At 68.5% G+C, this 18,431-nt stretch carries 21 protein-coding genes and 4 pseudogenes; 14 read left to right on the top strand and 11 right to left on the bottom strand.

What is annotated here, in order from left to right; all coding sequences use genetic code 11:
• Positions 1 to 95: 95 nt before the first annotated feature.
• Positions 96 to 1,004, bottom strand: coding sequence for an NADP-dependent oxidoreductase (locus tag ACWBNA_RS46895; protein WP_482710730.1), 909 nt, complete (start codon positions 1,002 to 1,004; stop codon positions 96 to 98).
• 426 nt (positions 1,005 to 1,430) lie between these two features.
• Between ACWBNA_RS46895 and ACWBNA_RS46890 the strand changes: the two genes are divergently transcribed.
• From ACWBNA_RS46890 to ACWBNA_RS46855, 8 genes and pseudogenes are all read left to right on the top strand, one after another.
• Positions 1,431 to 1,787 carry a MerR family transcriptional regulator gene (locus tag ACWBNA_RS46890; RefSeq protein ID WP_482710729.1) on the top strand — a complete coding sequence of 119 codons (357 nt, stop codon included), beginning with the start codon at positions 1,431 to 1,433 and terminating at the stop codon, positions 1,785 to 1,787.
• Positions 1,788 to 2,181: 394 nt separating this feature from the next.
• A complete protein-coding gene (locus ACWBNA_RS46885; protein ID WP_482710728.1) occupies positions 2,182 to 2,436 on the top strand; it encodes a hypothetical protein in 255 nt (84 codons plus the stop codon).
• Between the two features lie 452 nt (positions 2,437 to 2,888).
• Positions 2,889 to 3,158, top strand: coding sequence for an Lrp/AsnC family transcriptional regulator (locus ACWBNA_RS46880; RefSeq protein ID WP_482710726.1), 270 nt, complete (start codon positions 2,889 to 2,891; stop codon positions 3,156 to 3,158).
• A 14-nt stretch (positions 3,159 to 3,172) separates the two neighbouring features.
• Complete coding sequence (locus ACWBNA_RS46875) at positions 3,173 to 3,376, top strand: Lrp/AsnC ligand binding domain-containing protein (RefSeq protein WP_482710725.1); 204 nt, start codon at positions 3,173 to 3,175, stop codon at positions 3,374 to 3,376.
• Positions 3,377 to 3,599: 223 nt separating this feature from the next.
• Positions 3,600 to 4,175 (top strand): annotated as a pseudogene (locus tag ACWBNA_RS46870) (winged helix-turn-helix domain-containing protein); the annotation flags it as partial.
• Positions 4,176 to 4,424: 249 nt separating this feature from the next.
• A pseudogene (locus tag ACWBNA_RS46865) lies at positions 4,425 to 4,598 on the top strand (transposase); the annotation flags it as partial.
• 311 nt (positions 4,599 to 4,909) lie between these two features.
• Entirely contained in the window at positions 4,910 to 5,149 is a 240-nt protein-coding gene (locus ACWBNA_RS46860) for an XRE family transcriptional regulator (RefSeq protein ID WP_482710724.1), read from the top strand.
• 272 nt (positions 5,150 to 5,421) lie between these two features.
• Positions 5,422 to 6,579, top strand: coding sequence for an FUSC family protein (locus tag ACWBNA_RS46855; protein WP_482710723.1), 1,158 nt, complete (start codon positions 5,422 to 5,424; stop codon positions 6,577 to 6,579).
• 34 nt (positions 6,580 to 6,613) lie between these two features.
• Here ACWBNA_RS46855 and ACWBNA_RS46850 read toward each other — a convergent pair whose 3' ends face one another.
• The 3 genes from ACWBNA_RS46850 to ACWBNA_RS46840 form a co-directional block, all read right to left on the bottom strand.
• Positions 6,614 to 7,183, bottom strand: a complete 570-nt coding sequence (locus ACWBNA_RS46850; RefSeq protein WP_482710722.1) for a magnesium and cobalt transport protein CorA — start codon at positions 7,181 to 7,183, stop codon at positions 6,614 to 6,616.
• Positions 7,184 to 7,368: 185 nt separating this feature from the next.
• Positions 7,369 to 7,707 (bottom strand): hypothetical protein, encoded by a 339-nt coding sequence (locus tag ACWBNA_RS46845; RefSeq protein ID WP_482710721.1) that lies wholly within the window; start codon positions 7,705 to 7,707, stop codon positions 7,369 to 7,371.
• 91 nt (positions 7,708 to 7,798) lie between these two features.
• Positions 7,799 to 8,023 carry a hypothetical protein gene (locus ACWBNA_RS46840; protein WP_482710720.1) on the bottom strand — a complete coding sequence of 75 codons (225 nt, stop codon included), beginning with the start codon at positions 8,021 to 8,023 and terminating at the stop codon, positions 7,799 to 7,801.
• 38 nt (positions 8,024 to 8,061) lie between these two features.
• Between ACWBNA_RS46840 and ACWBNA_RS46835 the strand changes: the two genes are divergently transcribed.
• Positions 8,062 to 8,547: a hypothetical protein gene (locus ACWBNA_RS46835; RefSeq protein ID WP_482710719.1), complete on the top strand. Its 486-nt coding sequence runs from the start codon at positions 8,062 to 8,064 to the stop codon at positions 8,545 to 8,547.
• Positions 8,548 to 8,616: 69 nt separating this feature from the next.
• Here the strand turns inward: ACWBNA_RS46835 and ACWBNA_RS46830 are convergent, their stop codons facing one another.
• The gene (locus ACWBNA_RS46830) at positions 8,617 to 9,987 is read right to left on the bottom strand and encodes a NucA/NucB deoxyribonuclease domain-containing protein (RefSeq protein ID WP_482710718.1); all 1,371 of its coding nucleotides are present in this window, start codon (positions 9,985 to 9,987) and stop codon (positions 8,617 to 8,619) included.
• Between the two features lie 360 nt (positions 9,988 to 10,347).
• Here ACWBNA_RS46830 and ACWBNA_RS46825 point away from each other — a divergent pair, with 360 nt between their 5' ends.
• Complete coding sequence (locus tag ACWBNA_RS46825; RefSeq protein WP_482710717.1) at positions 10,348 to 10,809, top strand: GNAT family N-acetyltransferase; 462 nt, start codon at positions 10,348 to 10,350, stop codon at positions 10,807 to 10,809.
• Positions 10,810 to 10,828: 19 nt separating this feature from the next.
• Here ACWBNA_RS46825 and ACWBNA_RS46820 read toward each other — a convergent pair whose 3' ends face one another.
• The 4 genes and pseudogenes from ACWBNA_RS46820 to ACWBNA_RS46805 all read right to left on the bottom strand — a co-directional run.
• A complete protein-coding gene (locus ACWBNA_RS46820; RefSeq protein WP_482710716.1) occupies positions 10,829 to 11,245 on the bottom strand; it encodes a hypothetical protein in 417 nt (138 codons plus the stop codon).
• A 377-nt stretch (positions 11,246 to 11,622) separates the two neighbouring features.
• The gene (locus ACWBNA_RS46815) at positions 11,623 to 11,769 is read right to left on the bottom strand and encodes a hypothetical protein (protein WP_482710715.1); all 147 of its coding nucleotides are present in this window, start codon (positions 11,767 to 11,769) and stop codon (positions 11,623 to 11,625) included.
• Positions 11,770 to 11,779: 10 nt separating this feature from the next.
• A complete protein-coding gene (locus tag ACWBNA_RS46810) occupies positions 11,780 to 12,109 on the bottom strand; it encodes a hypothetical protein (protein WP_482710714.1) in 330 nt (109 codons plus the stop codon).
• A 414-nt stretch (positions 12,110 to 12,523) separates the two neighbouring features.
• Positions 12,524 to 12,713: pseudogene (locus tag ACWBNA_RS46805) on the bottom strand (RNA polymerase subunit sigma); the annotation flags it as partial.
• A gap of 160 nt (positions 12,714 to 12,873) precedes the next feature.
• Here ACWBNA_RS46805 and ACWBNA_RS46800 point away from each other — a divergent pair.
• From ACWBNA_RS46800 to ACWBNA_RS46790, 3 genes are read left to right on the top strand one after another with little or no spacing between them, the layout of a single operon-like run.
• Complete coding sequence (locus ACWBNA_RS46800; RefSeq protein WP_482710713.1) at positions 12,874 to 14,217, top strand: MFS transporter; 1,344 nt, start codon at positions 12,874 to 12,876, stop codon at positions 14,215 to 14,217.
• Entirely contained in the window at positions 14,214 to 15,584 is a 1,371-nt protein-coding gene (locus ACWBNA_RS46795; protein WP_482710712.1) for an alpha/beta hydrolase family protein, read from the top strand. Before ACWBNA_RS46800 ends, ACWBNA_RS46795 begins: the two co-directional genes overlap by 4 nt.
• 52 nt (positions 15,585 to 15,636) lie before the next feature.
• Complete coding sequence (locus ACWBNA_RS46790; RefSeq protein ID WP_482710711.1) at positions 15,637 to 16,479, top strand: PaaX family transcriptional regulator; 843 nt, start codon at positions 15,637 to 15,639, stop codon at positions 16,477 to 16,479.
• A gap of 116 nt (positions 16,480 to 16,595) precedes the next feature.
• On the opposite strand, the gene ACWBNA_RS46785 is transcribed toward ACWBNA_RS46790, so the two are convergent.
• Complete coding sequence (locus tag ACWBNA_RS46785; RefSeq protein ID WP_482710710.1) at positions 16,596 to 16,853, bottom strand: hypothetical protein; 258 nt, start codon at positions 16,851 to 16,853, stop codon at positions 16,596 to 16,598.
• 81 nt (positions 16,854 to 16,934) lie between these two features.
• Between ACWBNA_RS46785 and ACWBNA_RS46780 the strand changes: the two genes are divergently transcribed.
• A protein-coding gene (locus tag ACWBNA_RS46780) for an IS5 family transposase (protein ID WP_482710709.1) occupies positions 16,935 to 17,752 on the top strand; the annotation gives its coding sequence in 2 pieces (ribosomal slippage) (positions 16,935 to 17,277 and positions 17,277 to 17,752; 819 coding nt in all).
• 61 nt (positions 17,753 to 17,813) lie between these two features.
• Here the strand turns inward: ACWBNA_RS46780 and ACWBNA_RS46775 are convergent.
• A pseudogene (locus tag ACWBNA_RS46775) lies at positions 17,814 to 18,431 on the bottom strand (transposase); the annotation flags it as partial.

Below are 18,431 nucleotides of genomic sequence, written 5' to 3'. Positions count from 1 at the left end.
TCTGGACGGAGGAGTCCACCCCAGCAGCCAGCCGGGCACTACCTCCAAGCCCGGCCCTTCAGGGCCGGGTCAAGTTGACATACAGATCGGCCTGTTCAGATGCAGATCACGATCTTTCCTCGGGTGCGTCCGCGCTCGGCGTGCGCGTGGGCGTCGGCGATCCGCTCCAGGGGGTAGGCCTGTTCGATACGGGGTGTGTAGCGGCCTTGCCCGCCCAGTTCCGCCGCCGCGGACAGGAGAGTGGAGTCGTTCACCGCGTGGGCCACATGCGTGCCCAGGCGGTGCCCGCCCGCGTGGTCGGCGACCGTCGCGACGCGCTTCGGGTCGCCCGCGATCGCGACGAGGTCGTCCAGGGAGCCGGAGGCCGCGGTGTCGAGCACGATGTCGACGCCGTGCGGAGCGAGGGTGGCGAGGCGCTGTGCGAGGCCGGGGCCGTAGGTGGTGGGAACGGCGCCGAGAGAGGTGAGGAACTCGTGGTTGCGTTCGCTGGCTGTCCCGATCACGGTGCCGACACCTTGCGCCACGGCGATCTCGACCGCCGCGCTGCCCACGCCTCCGGCGGCGCCCTCGACGAGGAGGGTGCGCCCCGCGAGGGGGCCGAGCGCGTCGAGCCCACGCATCGCGGTCACGGACGCGAGACCGGCGCCCGCGGCCTGCTCGTCGTTCCACGTGGCGGGGGTGTGCGCCCAGGCCGAAAGGATGAGTAGCTCCGCGGTCGCGCCGGTGACGCCGCCCAGCCCGAAGACCCGATCGCCGATGCTCACCCCCTGCACCCCGTCGCCGATCTCGTCGACCACACCGGCGCCGTCGCGCCCGGGAATGTCGGGCAGATCCAGAGGGAAGATCTGGTGCAGGGCGCCGGAGCGCAGCTTCCAGTCGATGGGATTAACGCTGGCCGCCGCGACGCGGACACGAATCTCACCGGGTCCGGGGTGGGGATCGGGGGCCTGCTCGATCACCAGGCTCTCCGCTCCGCCGTATTCGTGGAACCGGGCTGCGCGCATAATGGTCTGCCTTACTTTGACGGGCCGGAATGACGTGTTCATCCGACGCTCGTCACTCTAGAACCTGACGTTGACGTGAGGTGCAAGCCGCAACTGCCGCCCGGCCGGGGGAGGGCAGGCGCGGATGGGTGAGGTTGCCGAGCGGGCGGGGGTGATCGTCGGGGCCTGCGCCACTACGAGGGATCACGCCGCCCGTCACGGTCGACACCCATGTGCCCTCGGGCGGGCTCGGCGATCCCGGCACGACGCGAGGACTGCCGTGCGTACGCGAACGGCGTGAACGCCCTCGGGTCCGCCACCGGGTCATGATCAATCTCGGCGCCGGCAACGGTTCGATCAGCCCCCAGGGCTGCCCCCGGAGCCGGTATTGCTAGCCTAAACCTGACGTCAACGTGAGGTACGAGCGGAAAGGGAGTGACCTGCGTCATGCGCATCGGACAGCTCGCCAGGCGGTCAGGGGTCAGCGTGCGGGCCCTGCGCTACTACGAGGAACAGCGGCTCCTGGAATCGACGCGGACGCCCGGTGGGCAGCGTGACTATCCCGACGAAGCCCTGGAGCGGGTCCAACTCATCCAGGACCTCTTCGCGGCCGGCCTCTCCAGCCGTACCGTCGTCGAACTCCTGCCGTGCGTGAGCACCGGCGTCGCGACCCCCGCCATGCTCGACCAGCTCATCATCGAACGCGACCGCATCGCCGCACGCATCCAGGACCTGACCCGGGCCAAGACCAAACTCGGCCGCGTGATCGAGAATGTGTCCGCGGCGAACGTGGCGCAGGACTGATCAACCCGTCGCGAGGGGTGGGGCCCCGACCTATCCGGCATCTACCGGGCGCCATCGCGCGTGAACAGGTCTCCCCACCCGGTCGGGTCCGTGAGCGCCACCGCCACCCCTCCCCTGTACCCGCCATAACGATCAACGCCTCCACGGTATCGGCCGAGCGAAGCCCACTCGTACTGGCGCAGCGGGGCGGCGTCGAGCAGCGGGCTCTTGTCGAGGTCGATAGCGCCGGTGAATTGGCAGTCATGCTTTTCTCTGCTCACTGGACACAGCAGGTATTACCTGATGGCCCATCAATTGCTATTGAGGTAAGTGCACTTACATCATGGACTTGACCCAACATTGACATTAGGTAAGCCTTGCCATTATTGCTGTGGTTGTCCAAGGAGTCGTCTGTGTGCGCCATGCCCACAAGTCGTCTACGTCCCTCCAGCCGGTCCCCACGCGCCCGCTCGGTCTCTACGACGCATGGTGGACAATCGGCACCGCCGCAGTCGCCGCCGGCCTGGCCCTGTCGGCCTGCGCCTGGATATCCCTGCACCTGCGCGTGGACGCGGCATTGCACACCGCGGCGCTCTTCGTCCACCTGGCCTCATTGGTCCTCGGCTTCGGGGCCGTCCTTGTCGCGACTACTACGCGCTCTCGTGCGTGAGCGCCGTGCACGTGGCGTGAGGCCTTGAACAGCACAGCCCGCCTCCACATCCCGATCTGGACCGGCCTCGCCGGTCTGGTCGACAGCGGCGTGATGCTTCACCCGGACCTCGGATCCACGCTGACCCGCGTCAAGCTGGGACTCGTACCGGCCCTGGCCGTCAACGGCCTCCAGGCCGGACTCATCAACCGCGGCATGGCGCGCCAGGACGCATCAGTGCGATCGACGACACGGTCCAGTACGAGACGGCCCGTTTCAGTCATCGTGGCGCGGTCGGGTTCCAGGGGGAAGGTGTGCATGAGGCAGTCCGATGGCGGTGAGAGGGAGTACGGAGGCGGCCGCGGCGCGTGACCAGAATGCACCGTCGAGCGCGGCACGCGATGGCGTAGTGAGTGCCCGTATGGCGCCACAGCGCAGGATTATTCGCCGATACAGCCGATACGCTGCATTTCATGCCACACCCCATGTACGACCGCATCGACCGGGGAATCCTGGACCACCTCCAGCGCCACGGACGCACCCCCAACGTCGACCTCGCCGAGGCCGTACGCCTGTCACCCTCGTCCTGCCTACGCCGCACCAGAGCACTAGAGGAGGACGGAGCCCTGGCCGGCTACCGGGCCGATCTGGACCGCGAGCGCCTCGGCCTCGGCCTGACGGTGTTCCTCTCCCTCAAGGTCGAGCACTCCCGCACCACCTCCCAGGTGGTCGAAGAGCACTGAAGGCGATCGAGCACGTGGTCGCCTGCCATGTGGTCTCCGGCGACGCCGACTTCTTCGTCGAACTCGCCGTGCCGGACCTGCGCACCTTCGAAATGGTGCTCACAGACCAGATCCTGGCCATCGGTCCCGTTCGCGACGCCCGCAGCACCTTCTGCATCCGCACCGTCATCGACCGCGGCCCTCTACCCCTCAACTCCTGGGCCGCTCCGCGTGCATGACCGTAGACACGGCTTCACTTGCTTGGGGAATACACCACGATTCCCCGGCCCGAAGGTGAAGCAGCAAGCTGAGTGCCTCAGTGGCCAACTACGGCACTCAATGGCCAACTGAGGCGCTCAGTCACAACTGGGAGGCGGGGCGGGGAGCAATGCTCATGACCTACTGAGCTCTTCGGATTGGTGTCGGGGTGACGTGTGGTGATCCCTGCGGTAGGCCGGTGGTATGCGCTATGCGCAGGGTGGCGGCCTGACCGCGGAGCGGCGGCGGTCTCGTGAACGGATCCGGTACGAGGCAGGCGAGCGATTCGATTGCGGTGAGAGAACCGCGGTGATCGCAAAGGATCTGCGGGTGAGTGAGCGGTCGGTGGAACGCTGGCGTCGCGCCTGGTGGGAGGGCGGTATGACCGCGCTCGCCTCGACGGGGCCGCCGAAGCTGCCCAAGCTGTCCGACGGGCAGTTTGCCGCCCTGGAGCAGGAGCTCGCGCTGGGGCCTGCCGCGCTGGAAGGACCAGCGGTGGACTCTGGCCCGGATCAGGGAGTTGATCGCCCGGAGGTTCCGGCTGGACTGCTCGGCGGCGGCGGTGTGGCGGCTGATGCACCGTCATGGCTGGTCGTGGCAGTGTCCCGCCCGCCGGGCGCTGGAGCGCGACGAGGGGGCAGTGAGCCTGTGGAAGAAGGACGTGTGGCCGCAGGCGGGATGACTGCGGCGGCGCTGGGGGCGTACATCCTCTTCGAGGACGAGGCCGGGTTCTCAATGACGCCGCCACGTGGCCGAACCTGGGGCGGGCGTGGTGGAACGACCGAGAGCTCCCGGCCAAAGTCGTTCCACCGACCGCGGTCTTCAGGGGGATAGCCCGGGGGATGGAACTGATCCGGGTTGAGTCCGAAATGCGCGGCAACCGCTGGGCCAGTAGCGTCGAGGCGAGGCGGGCCCGTCGGCCGACGGCGCAGGTCCGCAGGGACCGGAGTGCGGAGCGAAAGAAGACGCCACCATGAACAGGGTCACGGCTACGGGCGCCGTCCTGGTCATGGTGCTGGCCGTGGCTGGTTGCTCGAACGGGTTGTGCCGACGGCGCCGACACGGCGGCAGGGCGGTGGGCGGCGCCGCCACGGCGACCGCGAAACGTTGGCAGCGATCATCTTCGTGGCCACGACCGGCTGCACTTGGCGGCAACTACCGTCGGTCTTCGGCCCGTCGGGACCAACGGCACACCGCCGTTTCATATCGCGGCCACCACCGACAATGCGCTGGCGGCATAGACCTCATGACCAGCCACTGGCTCCTCCTGCCGGACACCCACATGGACCGTGCCGAGTTCATGTGCCCCGGTATCCCATCGTCAACGTCACCGCTGGGCTAAGAAACCCTCACAGGCCATCGCCAGGTGGTGGACGGTCGGCGGCCGGCGGCACGCTCGCCGGACTCGCGGGGAGAGCGGAGCATGCCGGCGAGCCGAGGCAGAGAGCGACCATACGGTGTGCCGCCAAGGCCCTAAAGTGGATGAAAGGGTCAGGGGCGGGCAGGAGAAGCGGATGGCTGATCTTTCGCAGTTGCTGCAGCAGGGCATGCGCCGCCGTCACCTGAACGCGCAGGCACTCGCCGCGCGGACCGGTATCCGCACCCCCCGCATCCGCGTCTTCGCCCAGGACGGCGCCCACGGCCCCGTCCATCCCACGCAGGCGGAGCTGGCCGAACTCGCCGCCGCCCTGGCCCTCCCTCTGTCTGAGGTCCTTGATGCCGCCCGTCCTCCCCAGGCGGCGCCGGCACCTTGAACCTGCCCCGGCACGCGGGCGCGTCAGGCGGCGGCGCGGGCCTTGGGTCAGGGCTCCAGTGGATTGTGGCCTTTCGTCTGATGGTCACGGTGGTGAGGGATCGCTCGCCGATGGAGCGGCCGAACCGAATACTCAGTTGGCGGGCCGCTGGGGATGCGGCGCGCCGCGGGATGTGAGTCCGCGTCTGTCAGTGCGTCGGTGGCGTCCCCCTGCTCAGGGTGCTGTCGCCGCGGTGGCCTGGTGCATCGGTTGTCGCTGGGCACCTGGGGTGTATGGAGTGGACTGGGAGGGCGACAGGGGCGGTTCGGCGTCACAGTGGGGCTGCCGTGCAGGCCGTGCGGCGGGCGTGGGCGGGGCCGGGCCGTGAGCGGGATCTGGTGGTGCAGGCCGGCAAGGCGGCGCTGGCGGCCTGCGTGGCTTGGGGGGTGGCGGGCTGGTGGCTGAAGGCTCCGATGGCGTTCGTCGCCCCGTGGATGGCGGTCGTGCTGGTGGAGTCGACGGTGTACCGGTCGATGGCGCACGGTCTGCAGCAGCTAGCCGCTATCGCGGTGGGAACGGTGGTGGCGACTGCCGTCGCGCTGGTATTGGGCAGCACGATGGCCACGATGGCCTTGGTTCTGCCGGCGGTACTGCTGCTGGCGCAGTGGCAGCGGCTGGGAAGTCAGGGCATCTATGCCGCGACCGGGGCACTGTTCGTGCTGACCGGCGGTCAGGTCTCTGTCGTTTCCTCGGGTGCCCGGATCGCGGAGGCGGTTTTCGGGGCGCTGGTGGGCGTCGCGGTCAACGTCCTGATCCGGCCTCCGGTGTACTTGCGTGATACCCGTGCCGCTCTGGAGGACGCGGCTTGTGAGGCGCAGGAGATCCTGGACGCGGTGGCCGACGGGGTGGCGGACGGCGAGTGGGATGGTCACGAGGCTGGGGAGTGGCACGAGCGTGCTCTGCGTCTGGGGCGCCTGGTCGACCAGGCGCGCTCGGCGGTCGGCTGGAGTAGGGAAAGTATGCGCATCAATCCGCGTGGGCGTGGCGGGCGTGCCGTGTCTGCGCCCGGCAAGGTGTACGACGACGCGCTGGCCGTGCTGGAGTACGTGGCCGTGCACACCGCGGGCGTGACCCGCACCGTGCTGGAGACCGCGGACCAGCACGGGGAGCTGGCCCGGCCCGGCGCGCAGATCACCGGCCCCTATGCGGACTTCTTGCGGCACACCGCGCGCGCCGTCGGCCTCTACGGCCAGTCCCGGTTTGCCGAAAGCGGTACCGGCGACTGCGCAGCGGAGGCGCTGCGTGAGGCCGTTGCGGGGCTTCGCGGCACGCTCGACGAACTCCAGCGACGGCTGCCCGCCGCCGTACAGGATGATCCCGGTGCGCTGGCGACGCATGGCACGCTGCTGGCCCAGGCCCGCCGCCTGGCCGATCAGCTCGTCCAGGACTGAGGGCGCCGCCGCCTCGTGTGCCGCAGCGGCTGTCTCACAGACAGCCGTTGCGGCGAAAGGACCGGTGCAGCAGGCCAGCGGCCGTCATCACGGTGATGGCGAGCGGGTATCCGTACGTCCAGCTCAGCTCCGGCATGTGGGCGAAGTTCATGCCGTAGATCCCCGCAACGAGGGTCGGAGCGGCCAGGATGGCGGCCCAGGAGGAGATGCGGCGCATGTCGTCGTTCTGCCAGGTCCCGACCCGTGCGAGGTGGGCGTCCAGGGCGGAGTTCAGCAGCTCGTCCAGTGAGCGCACCTCGGTGTCGGTGCGGTGCAGGTGATCGGCGACGTCGCGGAAGTACGGAAGAGCGTCCTCGGGCCATTCGGCGCGGGGGCCGGCGAAGTCCTGCACCACGGGAACCAGGGGCTGTACGGCGTCGCGGAACTCGACGACCTCGCGCTTGAGGGAGTAGATCCCTTCGGTCAGATCGTCACGGACCGGGGAGAACACGCGCCGCTCCAGCGCGGTCAGATCGGCGCGGACCTGGACGGCGGCCTCGGTGTAGGAGTCAACTGCCGTGTCCAGGACGGCGTGCAGCACGGCCACAGGACCAAAGCGCAGCATCTGCGGATCCTCGTGCACCGCCGGGCCGCCTCGACGGTGGGGTGGCTCGCCGCCACCGTCCGCGCCCGGCTTGGGACCGCCCGCCATGAGCAGGCCGTCCCGGCCTGAATCTCCGGCCGACAGCCAGCCCGCGCAGCGCACACCGGCTCCCAGGCGGCCGCTGACATGGGCGGCTTCACGAGGTGTCAGCTCGGACGCGAAACATCAGCCCGTCCGGGCCGCTCAGATGCCCTACGCCGCGACGGCCGCATCTGGCTGACTCCCAGGAGGATGGGAACGGAGAACATGAGGGCGCTGGTGCCGAAGAAGCGGAACTCCCGGGACTGGCTTGGCACGACGTGGAAGTAGAACAACCCCTGGATCACGCAGAGCGCGCCCACCAGCAGACCGGCGAGCCCGTAGACCCGAGGGCGGGTGACACGACGGCGAACCCAGGGCAGTGTCCAACCGGTGCGCATCGACGCCACGCCCAGGGCGACCGCCAGCAAGCCCAGGACCATGCCACTTCCAACGACCCATTCCATGAGCCCCTCCCCCGTCGCCTGAGCTCGCCCGCACCTCGCGAACTCGCCCGCTGATCATCCACGCTGATCAAGATCAGCACCAGGCTGCACATCAGTTGGTGTCGAAGCCCCTCGTTGAAACGGTCTTGGAGGCGTTGCCCCTGTGGTCGTTTTCGACGGCCTTGGTGGGCAGTACGGTGGGGTTGGAGCCGCGGATGTCGGCCTGCCAGGCGAGAGCGCGGCCGGGACTGAAACCGGCGGAGGACTTCCAACGGCGGTTGCCCGTGGACCGGTACCACACATGCAGCCCGCCCGTACAGGGCACTAGGGTGCGCACGAGGCGGCCGGGTGTCGGCGGATTCGGGAGGCTGTGTGATGGGACGGCTGAGGGCCCACGAGGAACTGATCCTGGTCGAGCGGCGGGTGTTCGGGCTGATGGACGAGGACGCGGCGGCCTGCCCCCATCCGTGGCCGGCGGGACCGCGCCCCGCTGACGTTTCCGTCCACGCCCAGTACGGCCGGATCGACTTCACCACCGGTGCCCCCGACCACCGGGCCGCCGTAGGCCTGGAGGCATGGGACAGCGTCCCCGGCGTGCCGGAGGGCTCCTGGGAGGACGACGAACGAGTGGCCCTGGTCCTGCCGTCGGGGCGGGTGCAACTCTGGACGCTGACGATGGGGCCGGGCCGGGTGGTGTTCGAGGTCGGCGGCCCGGGAGCGTATGAGGTGCAGACCTGGGCCCGTGGACGCGACACCGCCCTGGAACTGAACTGGCGGGCGCAGCCCGTCCCGGACGGCACGGAGCGGTATGTGGTGCAGTTCTGGCCGTCGTCCGACGAAGGGGCCGCGGCCGGCGTGTGACCGCCGAAGCCGTGGGAGCCCAGCGGGCTTCCACGGCTTCGGACCGGTACTTGCGGCCTGCCGACCGGCTCAGTCGACGATCTTCACGTAGAACGCGTCGCCGTCGAGGATGCGGTCACGTCCGTACCAGGTTCCAAGGCGGTTGCCCGCCTCCTGGTTGTCGCTGAACAGGACGGGTCGTACGGAGAACTGACCGTAGGGCACATCCTGGTACAGATGGCGTGCCGCCCCTTCGTACGTCGCGGAGAAGGGGTACTCGTCGCAGTCCTGGCTCAGTTCCGGATAGCCGGGCCACTGTGCTTGGCACACGGGCACGGCGAACCGCTCGCGGTTCCAGGTGCGGCGCTGGGTGTCGTGGTAAAGCCGCCTGAGCGGATCCGAGGCCGAGGCTCCGGGGATGTGCTTGCCGTCGATGCGGGGATACGTGGACTCCGGGTGGTCCTGCGCGTCGCGGATGTGCCAGGCGCTCTCGTTCACCTCGGGGTCCTTGGTGCTGTAGCTCAGCCACGGCGTGACGCGGTCGAAGATCGAGCCCTGCTTCTGCGGCAGGTACCAAGCGGAGTCGAAACGGACGCTGGTCGACGGGCCGTCCGCCTCCTTGTTGCCCGCGGTTGTCCGGAAGTCGTACTCGAACTGGAACGTGCCCGTCTTGACCTGCTCGCCCCTGGACGCGTCCGGCGGGTCGGCGTACGAGGTGAAGAGCAGGGTCGCCTCCCCGTTCGCCTGCCACTGCGGAACCGTCTTGACGACCCGGTCGAAGCCTCCGGACACACAGGCGTCTGACGTCGATCCGGCGCATTCGGCCTCGACCGTCAGCAGTCCGGCCTCACTGACGCCCCAGACGTCGATCTCGTCGAAGTAGACCTTCCAGTCCACGTCCCTTAGGCCCTGGTAGGCGTAGCCCATGTGTGTCACCCGGGCGCTGAAGGCGCCCACGGGGACGCAGAAAATGCTCCAGCAGCGGTACTGCTCCGCCACAAGGACACCGATCTGGCAGTAGGAGAAGTGGTTCTTGATCCAGCCCTCGGCCCGGCCGGACTTGTCCGTGTTGGACCGGCACTCCTCCAGCGTGATGTCGTCCTCCTGGAGGGTGGACACCTTGCCGGTGGCGAGGTCCTTGCTGGGCGTGCCGTATTCGGCGCCCGCGTCCAGGGCGAGGGACCGGGCCTGCGCCTCGCTCGTGACAACCGGTTCACGATCAGGGGCGGCGTTCCTGATCGATTCCGCGGGCACCTTCTTGTTCTTATCCGCCGCGTCCGCACGGACGGATGCCTTCGGCTTCCCGTCGCCGTCGAGGTATTGACTGCCGGTCAGTGTGCGTACCACGCTGACCAGTTCTCCCTGATCGGCGGAGGGTTCGGCGGCATGGGCCGGGACCCCGTAACCGATCACTACCAGGGCCAGCGCGGCGAGCACCGCCGCATGGCGTCTTGGTCTCATCTGTCCCCCATGGATTGTCATGCTCCTGACATAACTGAGCAGCGAAAGATCCGCAGCTCTTTTCGGTGACTGCGACCCAACTTGTCCGTACCTCAAGGACTGGTCAAGGGACGGCAGTATGCAGCGTGCGATCCCGGCCACCCACCCCGTGCCACTGGCCGCACCGCGCACCCTCAGGCGCATCCGTCCCGACCGGGCCCTTTCCCCACTGAAGCCCGTCCCGGCCCTTCCCCCGCGCCGCCAAGGCCCGTCTCCCGGCATCCGCGGCGAGGTGGCCGTCTGCGCACACGGCGATCGTCGCGGGCACGAAGTCGGGGACGGGAGCGAGTATGGCCAGATGCCGTCACCGCGGATCGTAGCGTGTCGGCCGCTTCGCGCGCCCTGACGTCACCCATATCGGAGGACCTTGGACCCGAGGGGGACTTCTTCAGCGCCGATGGCATAGACGTCCTCGTGGTCGACAGCAACGGTCGGGTCGTGGGAGTGGTGGAGTACGACCTTTACTGCGGCTTCGGGCGGGAACAGGGACGGGCTGGTCATCTCGGAGAGCAGGCGTGGATCTACAACATCGCGATCGCTGGCTCTGAGCGGCGCGGCGGTCTCGGACGGGCGCTGCTGACCGAAGTTGCCCAGCGGGCTCAGGAAGCCGGCCGCACGTTCCTCGCTCTGTTTCCTCAAGACGGCGCCAAGGTGCTCGGCCGACGTGCGCTTTTCCAAGCGTGCGGGTCGACGCTGATCGAACCCGAGACGCCAGGAGCTGCCTGGGGATGTCCAGTCACCCACGTCTTGCGCAGGAACATCCCAGAAACCCGGTCCAGCTGACTAGCCGGCAGCGACCGGACTAGGCGCAGCCCGGCGGTTCCTCGTCGGTCGGTACGAATTGCATTGTGGGCATCCCGACGGCGTCGAAGCTGGCAGTGTCCGGGCCGATCAGAGTCATGTAGCCGGCGAGCCTCTGGCTGTCCTGCGAGGACGGCTCCCCCTTGACCTGCTCGACCCCGGGGAACACGGAGTCCAGAACCCACCAATGGCCGCCAAACTTTACCCACTTGATCCCGCAATGCGTATAGATGTCATAAGGATACGGCTTGTGCTGCTTGGGCTCGGCCGGCCCTTCCTGCCACTTGTCCTTCGCGACGGTGCGGGCGGGCAGGGTGGGGCCGGTGTACCCCTCGTCGTCCGGGTTGTCGGACGAGGACGAGCAGCCGGAGAGCAACAGCCCGGAGCTCAGGAGCAGGACAGCGGCTTGACGCGACATTTTCATGTACCTCAGACGCTGCGGGGACGTGTTCCGTTCTATCCCTGCGGGCCTTAACGGCTGCAGCGGCCCAACGTGAAGAGCCCGCGCCGATGCGCATTCTCGTGGTGCTGACCTGTGGCATCGAGGTAGAAGAAGCAGGAACTCAGGCCGCCTGATCCGTGCGGCAGCAGACCGTGCGTCGTTCCGTCGGCGAATCGCCAGGCGGCATGGGCAACTTGGTCACTCCAGGTGCGCAACCGAAGCGATGTCCACGACGGACAGGTCATCCAGCGTGGTGATCGCGCAGGAGGGGACGCCGTGCTGCATCAACTCGACCGGCACCGCATCGTCACCGATCAAGGTACGAAGTAGGTCCACGGTGACCCCGCCGTGCGTCACCAGGGCGACAGGCCCGGCTCTTTGGTCAGGTCGACCAGGCAGGTGCGAAATCGCTCTGCGGCATCGCGGGAGGAGTCACCGCAAGCAGGAACGAAGTCCCGGTCCTTCACCGAGGCGGCCCGGTCCGCCAGGAAGTCTTCCATGGGTTGGGATTCATCCCAGTTCATCCTCTCGCGCAGGCGGGCGTCCCAAGCCGTGGCCTTCCCGACCACACCCGAACCCCACCTGTCCCTTGCCGCTTGACAGTTCTTCCGCATCGGATGTCTTCTTGCCGCCGTCGTAGCCGCGTGAAGCGTTCTTCACGATGGCGTCCGCCTTCACCGACTGCGAGTCCACGATGGCCGCGGTCGGCTCGACGGCGCGGCCTTCCGCCCGGCGGACCCGGCCGCGGAGCCGGTCGTTCAGCTCACTCACCAGGCCATGGTCGCGCCAGCCGCGGAAGTACGCGTAGACGTGCTCGCAGGGCGGGAAGTCCGCGGGCATGGAGCGCCACTTGATGCCGTTGTCGACGAGTTAGCGGACCGCGTCGGCCATCTGGCGGTGGCAGTAACCCTCCGGCCGCCCCGGCTGTCCATCCACGCCGGCGTCGGAAACTCCTGTCGAACTACCGCCCACTCCGCATCGCTCATGTCCGAGCCGTAGCGGGGCTGGCGGTCCGGATGGTCAGCCGCGTTCCCGAGCCTGTGGGCGAGGCAGTCACACCCAGGGGTGGACGAACTGGACTCCGCGGGCGTGACCACGTACAACGGCGACACAGGGCCTCCTGCTTGCTCTGGCTTCGACAACCGCGAGCTATCAGGAGGCCCTCTCTCCATGCGCGTACGGCCGCCAACTCACCCGGTCCAGGACCTTGTTCGATCAAGACGACCACCTGATCGAAGCACAACGGCTTGTCTGCGAGCCCAGCGCGGTCAGCGTGGCGGCGATCCGGTGCCGGTCGTCCAGCCGCCCGGCGATCTCCTCCGCGTGGTCGGCGATCTCCACGACACCCGCGCCGGCAAAAGGCGTGGTTGTACACCGAGCGAGCGCACTCGTCGTAGAGCTCCGCGAAGGCGTCCGGATCCCTGGCGCGTATCCGGGTTCGCATATCTGTAGTCACGCACGCACTGCCTGTGGGGATCAGCGAGTTCCAGTGACGCGCGTCACATTCTCCCCGCATGTTCCCGCTAATGTTGTGCACTTTCTTGACGGTAGTCACTGGACAGCCTAATTTCACGGTGTCCTTCCCCCGCTCAAGGGAGAGCGCGATGCCCCCGGCCCCCACCGCGTCAGAACGCACCCTCCAACTCCGCCGAGTCGCCCTCTCCGGCATGCTCGGCACCGCCGTCGAGTTCTACGACTTCCTCGTCTACGGCACCGTCGCCGCACTCGTGTTCGGCGAACTGTTCTTCCCCGGCGCCGACCCCGCCGTGGGCACGATCGCCGCGTTCGGCACCTTCGCCGCCGGCTACGTGGCCCGCCCGATCGGCGGCATCGTCTTCGGCCACTTCGGCGACCGCCTCGGCCGCAAGAACATGCTGCTGCTCACGATGGGCCTGATGGGCGGTGCCAGCTTCCTCATCGGCGTGCTGCCCACGTACGACACCGCCGGTGTCTGGGCCCCGGTCCTGCTGATCACCCTGCGCGTGGTGCAGGGCATCGCCATCGGCGGTGAGTGGGGCGGCGCGACCCTGATGGTCGTGGAGCACGCGGGCGATCGCCGCCGCGGCCTGTGGTCGAGCTTCACCCAGATGGGAGCCCCGCTCGGCTCCCTGATCTCCGCCTCCGTGGTCGCCCTGGTCTCCACCCTCCCCAAGGACCAGTTCGCGGCCTGGGGCTGGCGCGTGCCGTTTCTGCTGAGCGTGCTGCTGCTCGGCGTCGGCCTGTTCGTCCGCCTCAAGGTGGTCGAGAGTCCGCTGTTCGCCGAGGTGAAGAAGGACCGCGCCGAGTCGAGGCTCCCCATCCTCGACGTCCTGCGCCGCCCGAAGCCCGTGCTGCTGGCCTGCTGCGTCGGCATCGGCGCCTTCACCGCCCAGTCCCTGCTGACCAGTTATCTGATCGCGTACGCCACCGGCATCGGGTATCCCCGCCCGCAGGTGCTCACCGCGCTCACCGTCTCGGCCGCGGTCGCCCTGGTGGTCCTGCCCTGCGCGTCCGCGCTCTCCGACCGGATCGGCCGCCGCCCGGTCGTCCTCGCCGGCGCGATCCTGTCCGCGGCCACCGCCTTCCCCGTCCTCGCGCTGGTCGACTCCAGGTCGTCGGGAGCCCTGATCCTGGCCGTCGTCATCGGCCACGGCATCTCCCAGTCACTGATGTACGGCCCGCTGGGCGCCCTGTTCAGCGAGATGTTCGGCACCCGGGTCCGCTACACCGGCGCCTCCCTCGGCTACCAGGGCGCGACCCTCGTGGGCGCCGGCTTCTCCCCGTTGATCGCCGGCAGCCTGGTCGCGAGCAGCGGCAACGGCACCCCCGTCGCCCTCCTGCTGTGCGGCGGCTCGCTGATCACCGCGCTGACGGTGTGGTTCGTCCGCGAGACGAGCCGTACCTCACTCGCCGAGGAACCCACCCCCGAACTCCCCACCACCCCCCACACGGAGGAGATCACCGCATGAGGCACGGCACCCGCATCGCCTGCACGGCAGCCCTGCTGCTCACCCTCACCACCGCACCCGCGGCCACGGCGGCCGACGCGGGCCCCACCCACGTGGACGGCCGACTCCCCTCCGGCGCCACGTACATGATGGACGTCCCCGCCACCTGGAACGGCACCGTCCTGCTCTTCAGCCACGGCTACAACGCCGGCCCCGCCAACCCCGCCCAGGACGCCCCCGACGACACCACCAAGGCGCTCCTTCTCCAGGGCGGCTACGCCCTCGTCGGCTCCTCCTACGCCACCACCGGCTGGGCGGTCACCGACGCCGTCCCCGACCAGATGGCCGCCCTGAAGGCCTTCACCACCCGCTTCGGCCAGGCCTCCCGCACCCTCGCCTGGGGACGGTCGTACGGCGGCCTGGTCACGACGGCGATAGCCGAACGCCACCCGGACGAGATCGACGGCTCGCTCTCCATGTGCGGCCTGGTCCACGGCGGCGTCGCCAACTGGAACAACACCCTCGACCCGGTGTTCGCCCTCAAGACGCTCCTGGGCTCCGACGTTCCCCTGGTGGACCTCCCTAGCCAGGAGGCCGCCACCGCCGCGGCGAACACCCTGACCGCCACGGTCGACTCCGCCCAGTCGACGGCCGAGGGCAGGGCCCGTATCGCCCTCGCCGCGGCCCTGCACAACATCCCGGTCTGGAACGCGCCCACCCAGACCCGCCCCGCCGCGAACGACTGGGACGCCCAGCAGGCCAACCAGTACGACGCCGTCAAGGGCCTGCTGAAGATCGCCGCCTTCAACCGGCGTCAGGAGGCCGAGACCCGCGCGGGCGGCAACATGTCCTGGAACACCGGCATCGACTACGCACGGCTGCTCGGGAAGTCCTCCGTCCGCAAGGAGGTCACCGCGCTGTACAAGAAGGCGGGCCTCTCCCTGACCAAGGACCTCGCCGCCCTCAACCGGGCCCCGCGCGTCACCGCGGACCCGGCCGCCGTCGCCTGGATGAGCACCACCAGCAGCTTCACCGGCAAGCTGGCCAAGCCCCAGCTCTCCATCCACACCATCGGCGACCCCCTGGTCCCCGTCCAGACGGAAAGCGCCCTGCGCCGAGCGGTGACGGCCGCCGGCTCCGCCCCCCTCCTCCGCCAGGCCTACGTCGACAACGCCGGCCACTGCACCTTCAGCCCTGCCGAACAACTGGCCGCCCTCCACACCCTGGAGGACCGCCTGACCACCGGCAGCTGGCAGGGCACCGACCCGGCGTCGCTCAACGCCCGCGCCACCGCGGCCGACCCCACCACCCCCACCCGTTACATCACGTACCGTCCCACCCCCTACCTCCGCCCCTACGACCTTGCCCACCCCGCCGACCGCCGGTGACCTCGTACGACCGCCTGCCGCACGGTCGGCGGGCGGTCGTACCCTTGCTCCCGTGGAGGACGACGACATCCTGGACACCGCGGAGGGCCCGCAGCCGCGCCCGCAGTCGCTCATGCTCACCTTCTTCGGGAACCACGTTCTAGAGGAGGGAGACCTGGGCGTCTACTCGGGCAGCATCATCGACGTCCTGGGCCGCGTGGGCGTGGGCGAACAGGCCGTACGCTCCACCCTCACCCGCATGGTCAACCGAGGCCTGCTCCAGCGTCAGCGCGAGGGCCGCAAGATGTTCTTCGGCCTGACCCCGCAGGCCAGCCGCGTCCTGATCGACGGCCGCACCCGCATCTGGAAGCAGGGCGCCGTCTACGACGACTGGGACGGCTCCTGGACCCTGCTCGGCTTCTCCCTGCCCGACTCCTGGAAACGCCAGCGCCACGACCTGCGCTCACGGCTCACCTGGTCCGGATTCGGCGCGCTGTACAGCGGCCTGTGGATCGCCCCCGGTCACGTGGACGTCTCCGCGGTGGTCACCGACCTCGGTCTCACGGCCCACGTCAAGATCTTCCACGCCCAGGCCGCCGAGGTGACCGACATCGAGCAAATGATCCGCGACACCTGGGACCTGGAGTCCATCGCCGCCCGCTATGTCACCTTCGACAAGCGCTGGAGCGCCCACCTGGGAAACGGCACCGACCACGACCCGATCGGCACCCGCCTCCGCCTGGTGAGCGACTGGCTCCGGACCATCCGCACGGACCCGAGACTCCCGGCCCGCCACCTTCCCCCGGCCTGGCCGGCCCGCCCCGCCCAGGAAACCTTCCACCGCGTCGCGCAACAGACCCACCCGGCGCTGAAGGCAGCCCGAGCGACTCTGGAGACGACACATCTCCGCAGCTAGATCGACTCCGTAGGCGGACGGTCCTCCAGCACCTTCACCAAGTACGCGGTCGACGACGCCCAGGCCCCAGTCGATGACCATTTAGACATCCTCGCCGCCGGTACGGGATGCGGCGTTCACGCGGCCGCACCCCCTTGGTCGGCCTTCGGGTACGGGTAGGGAGTGGCGGTGAGCCAACGCCCGGTGCGCGGCCCGATGTAGGCGGCGTAGCGGTGGTTGCCCCCACGGGATACGACCCGCGCGCCGACGGCCTGCAGGGCCTCCTCCAGCCACCCCCGGCCGGGTTCGCCCTCGTCACGGGGGCGAGCGCCGAGGGCGACCGGGCGCCGCTCGACTCCACCGCGGGCACGCTCGCCGTTACGGACCTTGGACATCGCGCGGTCGGAAGCGCGCGAGTTTTAAGTGCCTGGTTCTTGAGACGGTGTCCTATGTGGTGATCGCTCGTTGGTCTGTTCATGGGGCGGGGTACATGGAGTTGGATTGTTCCGGACGGCTTGTGGGAGCTCGCCAGGCCGTTGATTCCGGAGGACCGGGTGCGGCCGCAGGGTGGCGGGACCCAGAACACGCCTGATGAGACGTTGTTCGCGGCGATCATCTACGTGCTGGTCAGCGGCTGCGCCTGGCGGGCTTTGCCGCCGTGCTTCGGCATATCGAAGTCGACGGCCCACCGCCGGTTCATGATCTGGTCCAGGGCCGGCGTCTGGGGCCGGCTCCACGAAGCGGTCCTGCACCAACTCGACGACGCCGGCCTCATCGACGTCTCCCGCGTCGTCCTCGACTCCGCACACGTACGCGCTAAAAAGGGGGCGAACACACAGGTCCGAACCCCGTGGACAGGGACACGCCGGGTTCCAGGATGCACATCCTGCCGGACGCGAACGGACTGCCCCTGGACGTCGGCGTCTCCGCCGCCAACGTCCACGACAGCGAAGGCCTGAAGCCCATGGTCGAGGGTCACCAAACGAGACACGACCCTCACCGCGGACGCTACTTCAAGCCCCAACGCCTGCATGCCGACAAGGCCTACGACATTCCCCACCTGCGAAAATGGTTACGAGGCAAGCGCATCGGAGTGCGCATCGCCCGCAAAGGCGTCGAGTCCAGCGAACGATTGGGCCGCCGTAGGTGGGTGATCGAGCGGACCATCTCCTGGCTGTCCGGATACCGCAGACTCAGCCCTCGCTATGAACGCAATCCCCGCAACTATCTGGCCTTTCTCGGCCTCGCCGCAGCCATCTGCTGCTACAAGCGGTACGTCCGCCTCACCACATAGGACACCGTCTAAGCCCCAGTTCTGAGAGGGCGTTTGATGCAGGCGAAATGTCGTTTATTTCCTAGCAGGTTCCTCGCCAGGTGGGTGCGGTCTCGTCCGTTATGCACTTGGCGAGGTTGTCGATCGAGGGCGATATGGATCATGGCTTCGGAGCTGGCGGGCAGGGTCTCGTAGTCGCGGGCGAGGCGGCGGTGCATCATGATCCATCCGATACTCCGTTCCACTACCCAGCGCCTTTTGACGACATGAGAGCCATGGATTTCCGGGTTTCTGTTGACGACCTCGACGTCGATTCCAAGCTTCGCCCCGTGCTCGACGACGGCGTTCTTGAAGCCGGTGTCGACCCAGCTCTTGGAGATGGTCGGTTAGGTCTTCTTGGCTTGGTCGAGGATTGTATTCCTACGGCGTTTTCCGACAGGCTTGCGGCGGTAACGGTTACGGCGAGGAGCAGGCCGAGCGTGTCGGTGATGATGCCCCGCTTCCGGCCGACGATCTTCTTCGCTGCATCGGTTCCCTGGCTGTTCAGGGGCACATTGGTGGAGGTCTTCACGCTCTGGGTGTCGATCACGGAGGCTGTCGGTTCGGGCTTGCGCCCCTCCTGCTTACGGCGAGGACGACCGACCCGGCCACGGACCGGCGGAATCGCATCGAGAAGTGGCAGAAGCTGGGTGACGTCGTT

This window comes from Streptomyces sp. Q2, assembly GCF_056820935.1.
This window is presented reverse-complemented; position numbering and strand designations above follow the sequence as displayed.

Excerpts from the sequence above, each read along its gene's own strand:
- ACWBNA_RS46800 (WP_482710713.1), top strand. The coding sequence starts at position 12,874 with ATGCCCCCGGCCCCCACCGCGTCAGAACGCACCCTCCAACTCCGCCGA.
- ACWBNA_RS46795 (WP_482710712.1), top strand. The coding sequence starts at position 14,214 with ATGAGGCACGGCACCCGCATCGCCTGCACGGCAGCCCTGCTGCTCACC.
- ACWBNA_RS46855 (WP_482710723.1), top strand. The coding sequence starts at position 5,422 with ATGGAGTGGACTGGGAGGGCGACAGGGGCGGTTCGGCGTCACAGTGGG.
- ACWBNA_RS46810 (WP_482710714.1), bottom strand. The coding sequence starts at position 12,109 with ATGCCCGCGGACTTCCCGCCCTGCGAGCACGTCTACGCGTACTTCCGC.
- ACWBNA_RS46895 (WP_482710730.1), bottom strand. The coding sequence starts at position 1,004 with ATGCGCGCAGCCCGGTTCCACGAATACGGCGGAGCGGAGAGCCTGGTG.
- ACWBNA_RS46830 (WP_482710718.1), bottom strand. The coding sequence starts at position 9,987 with ATGAGACCAAGACGCCATGCGGCGGTGCTCGCCGCGCTGGCCCTGGTA.
- ACWBNA_RS46820 (WP_482710716.1), bottom strand. The coding sequence starts at position 11,245 with ATGTCGCGTCAAGCCGCTGTCCTGCTCCTGAGCTCCGGGCTGTTGCTC.
- ACWBNA_RS46890 (WP_482710729.1), top strand. The coding sequence starts at position 1,431 with ATGCGCATCGGACAGCTCGCCAGGCGGTCAGGGGTCAGCGTGCGGGCC.
- ACWBNA_RS46880 (WP_482710726.1), top strand. The coding sequence starts at position 2,889 with ATGCCACACCCCATGTACGACCGCATCGACCGGGGAATCCTGGACCAC.
- ACWBNA_RS46860 (WP_482710724.1), top strand. The coding sequence starts at position 4,910 with ATGGCTGATCTTTCGCAGTTGCTGCAGCAGGGCATGCGCCGCCGTCAC.
- ACWBNA_RS46785 (WP_482710710.1), bottom strand. The coding sequence starts at position 16,853 with ATGTCCAAGGTCCGTAACGGCGAGCGTGCCCGCGGTGGAGTCGAGCGG.
- ACWBNA_RS46835 (WP_482710719.1), top strand. The coding sequence starts at position 8,062 with ATGGGACGGCTGAGGGCCCACGAGGAACTGATCCTGGTCGAGCGGCGG.
- ACWBNA_RS46845 (WP_482710721.1), bottom strand. The coding sequence starts at position 7,707 with ATGGAATGGGTCGTTGGAAGTGGCATGGTCCTGGGCTTGCTGGCGGTC.
- ACWBNA_RS46815 (WP_482710715.1), bottom strand. The coding sequence starts at position 11,769 with ATGGAAGACTTCCTGGCGGACCGGGCCGCCTCGGTGAAGGACCGGGAC.
- ACWBNA_RS46850 (WP_482710722.1), bottom strand. The coding sequence starts at position 7,183 with ATGCTGCGCTTTGGTCCTGTGGCCGTGCTGCACGCCGTCCTGGACACG.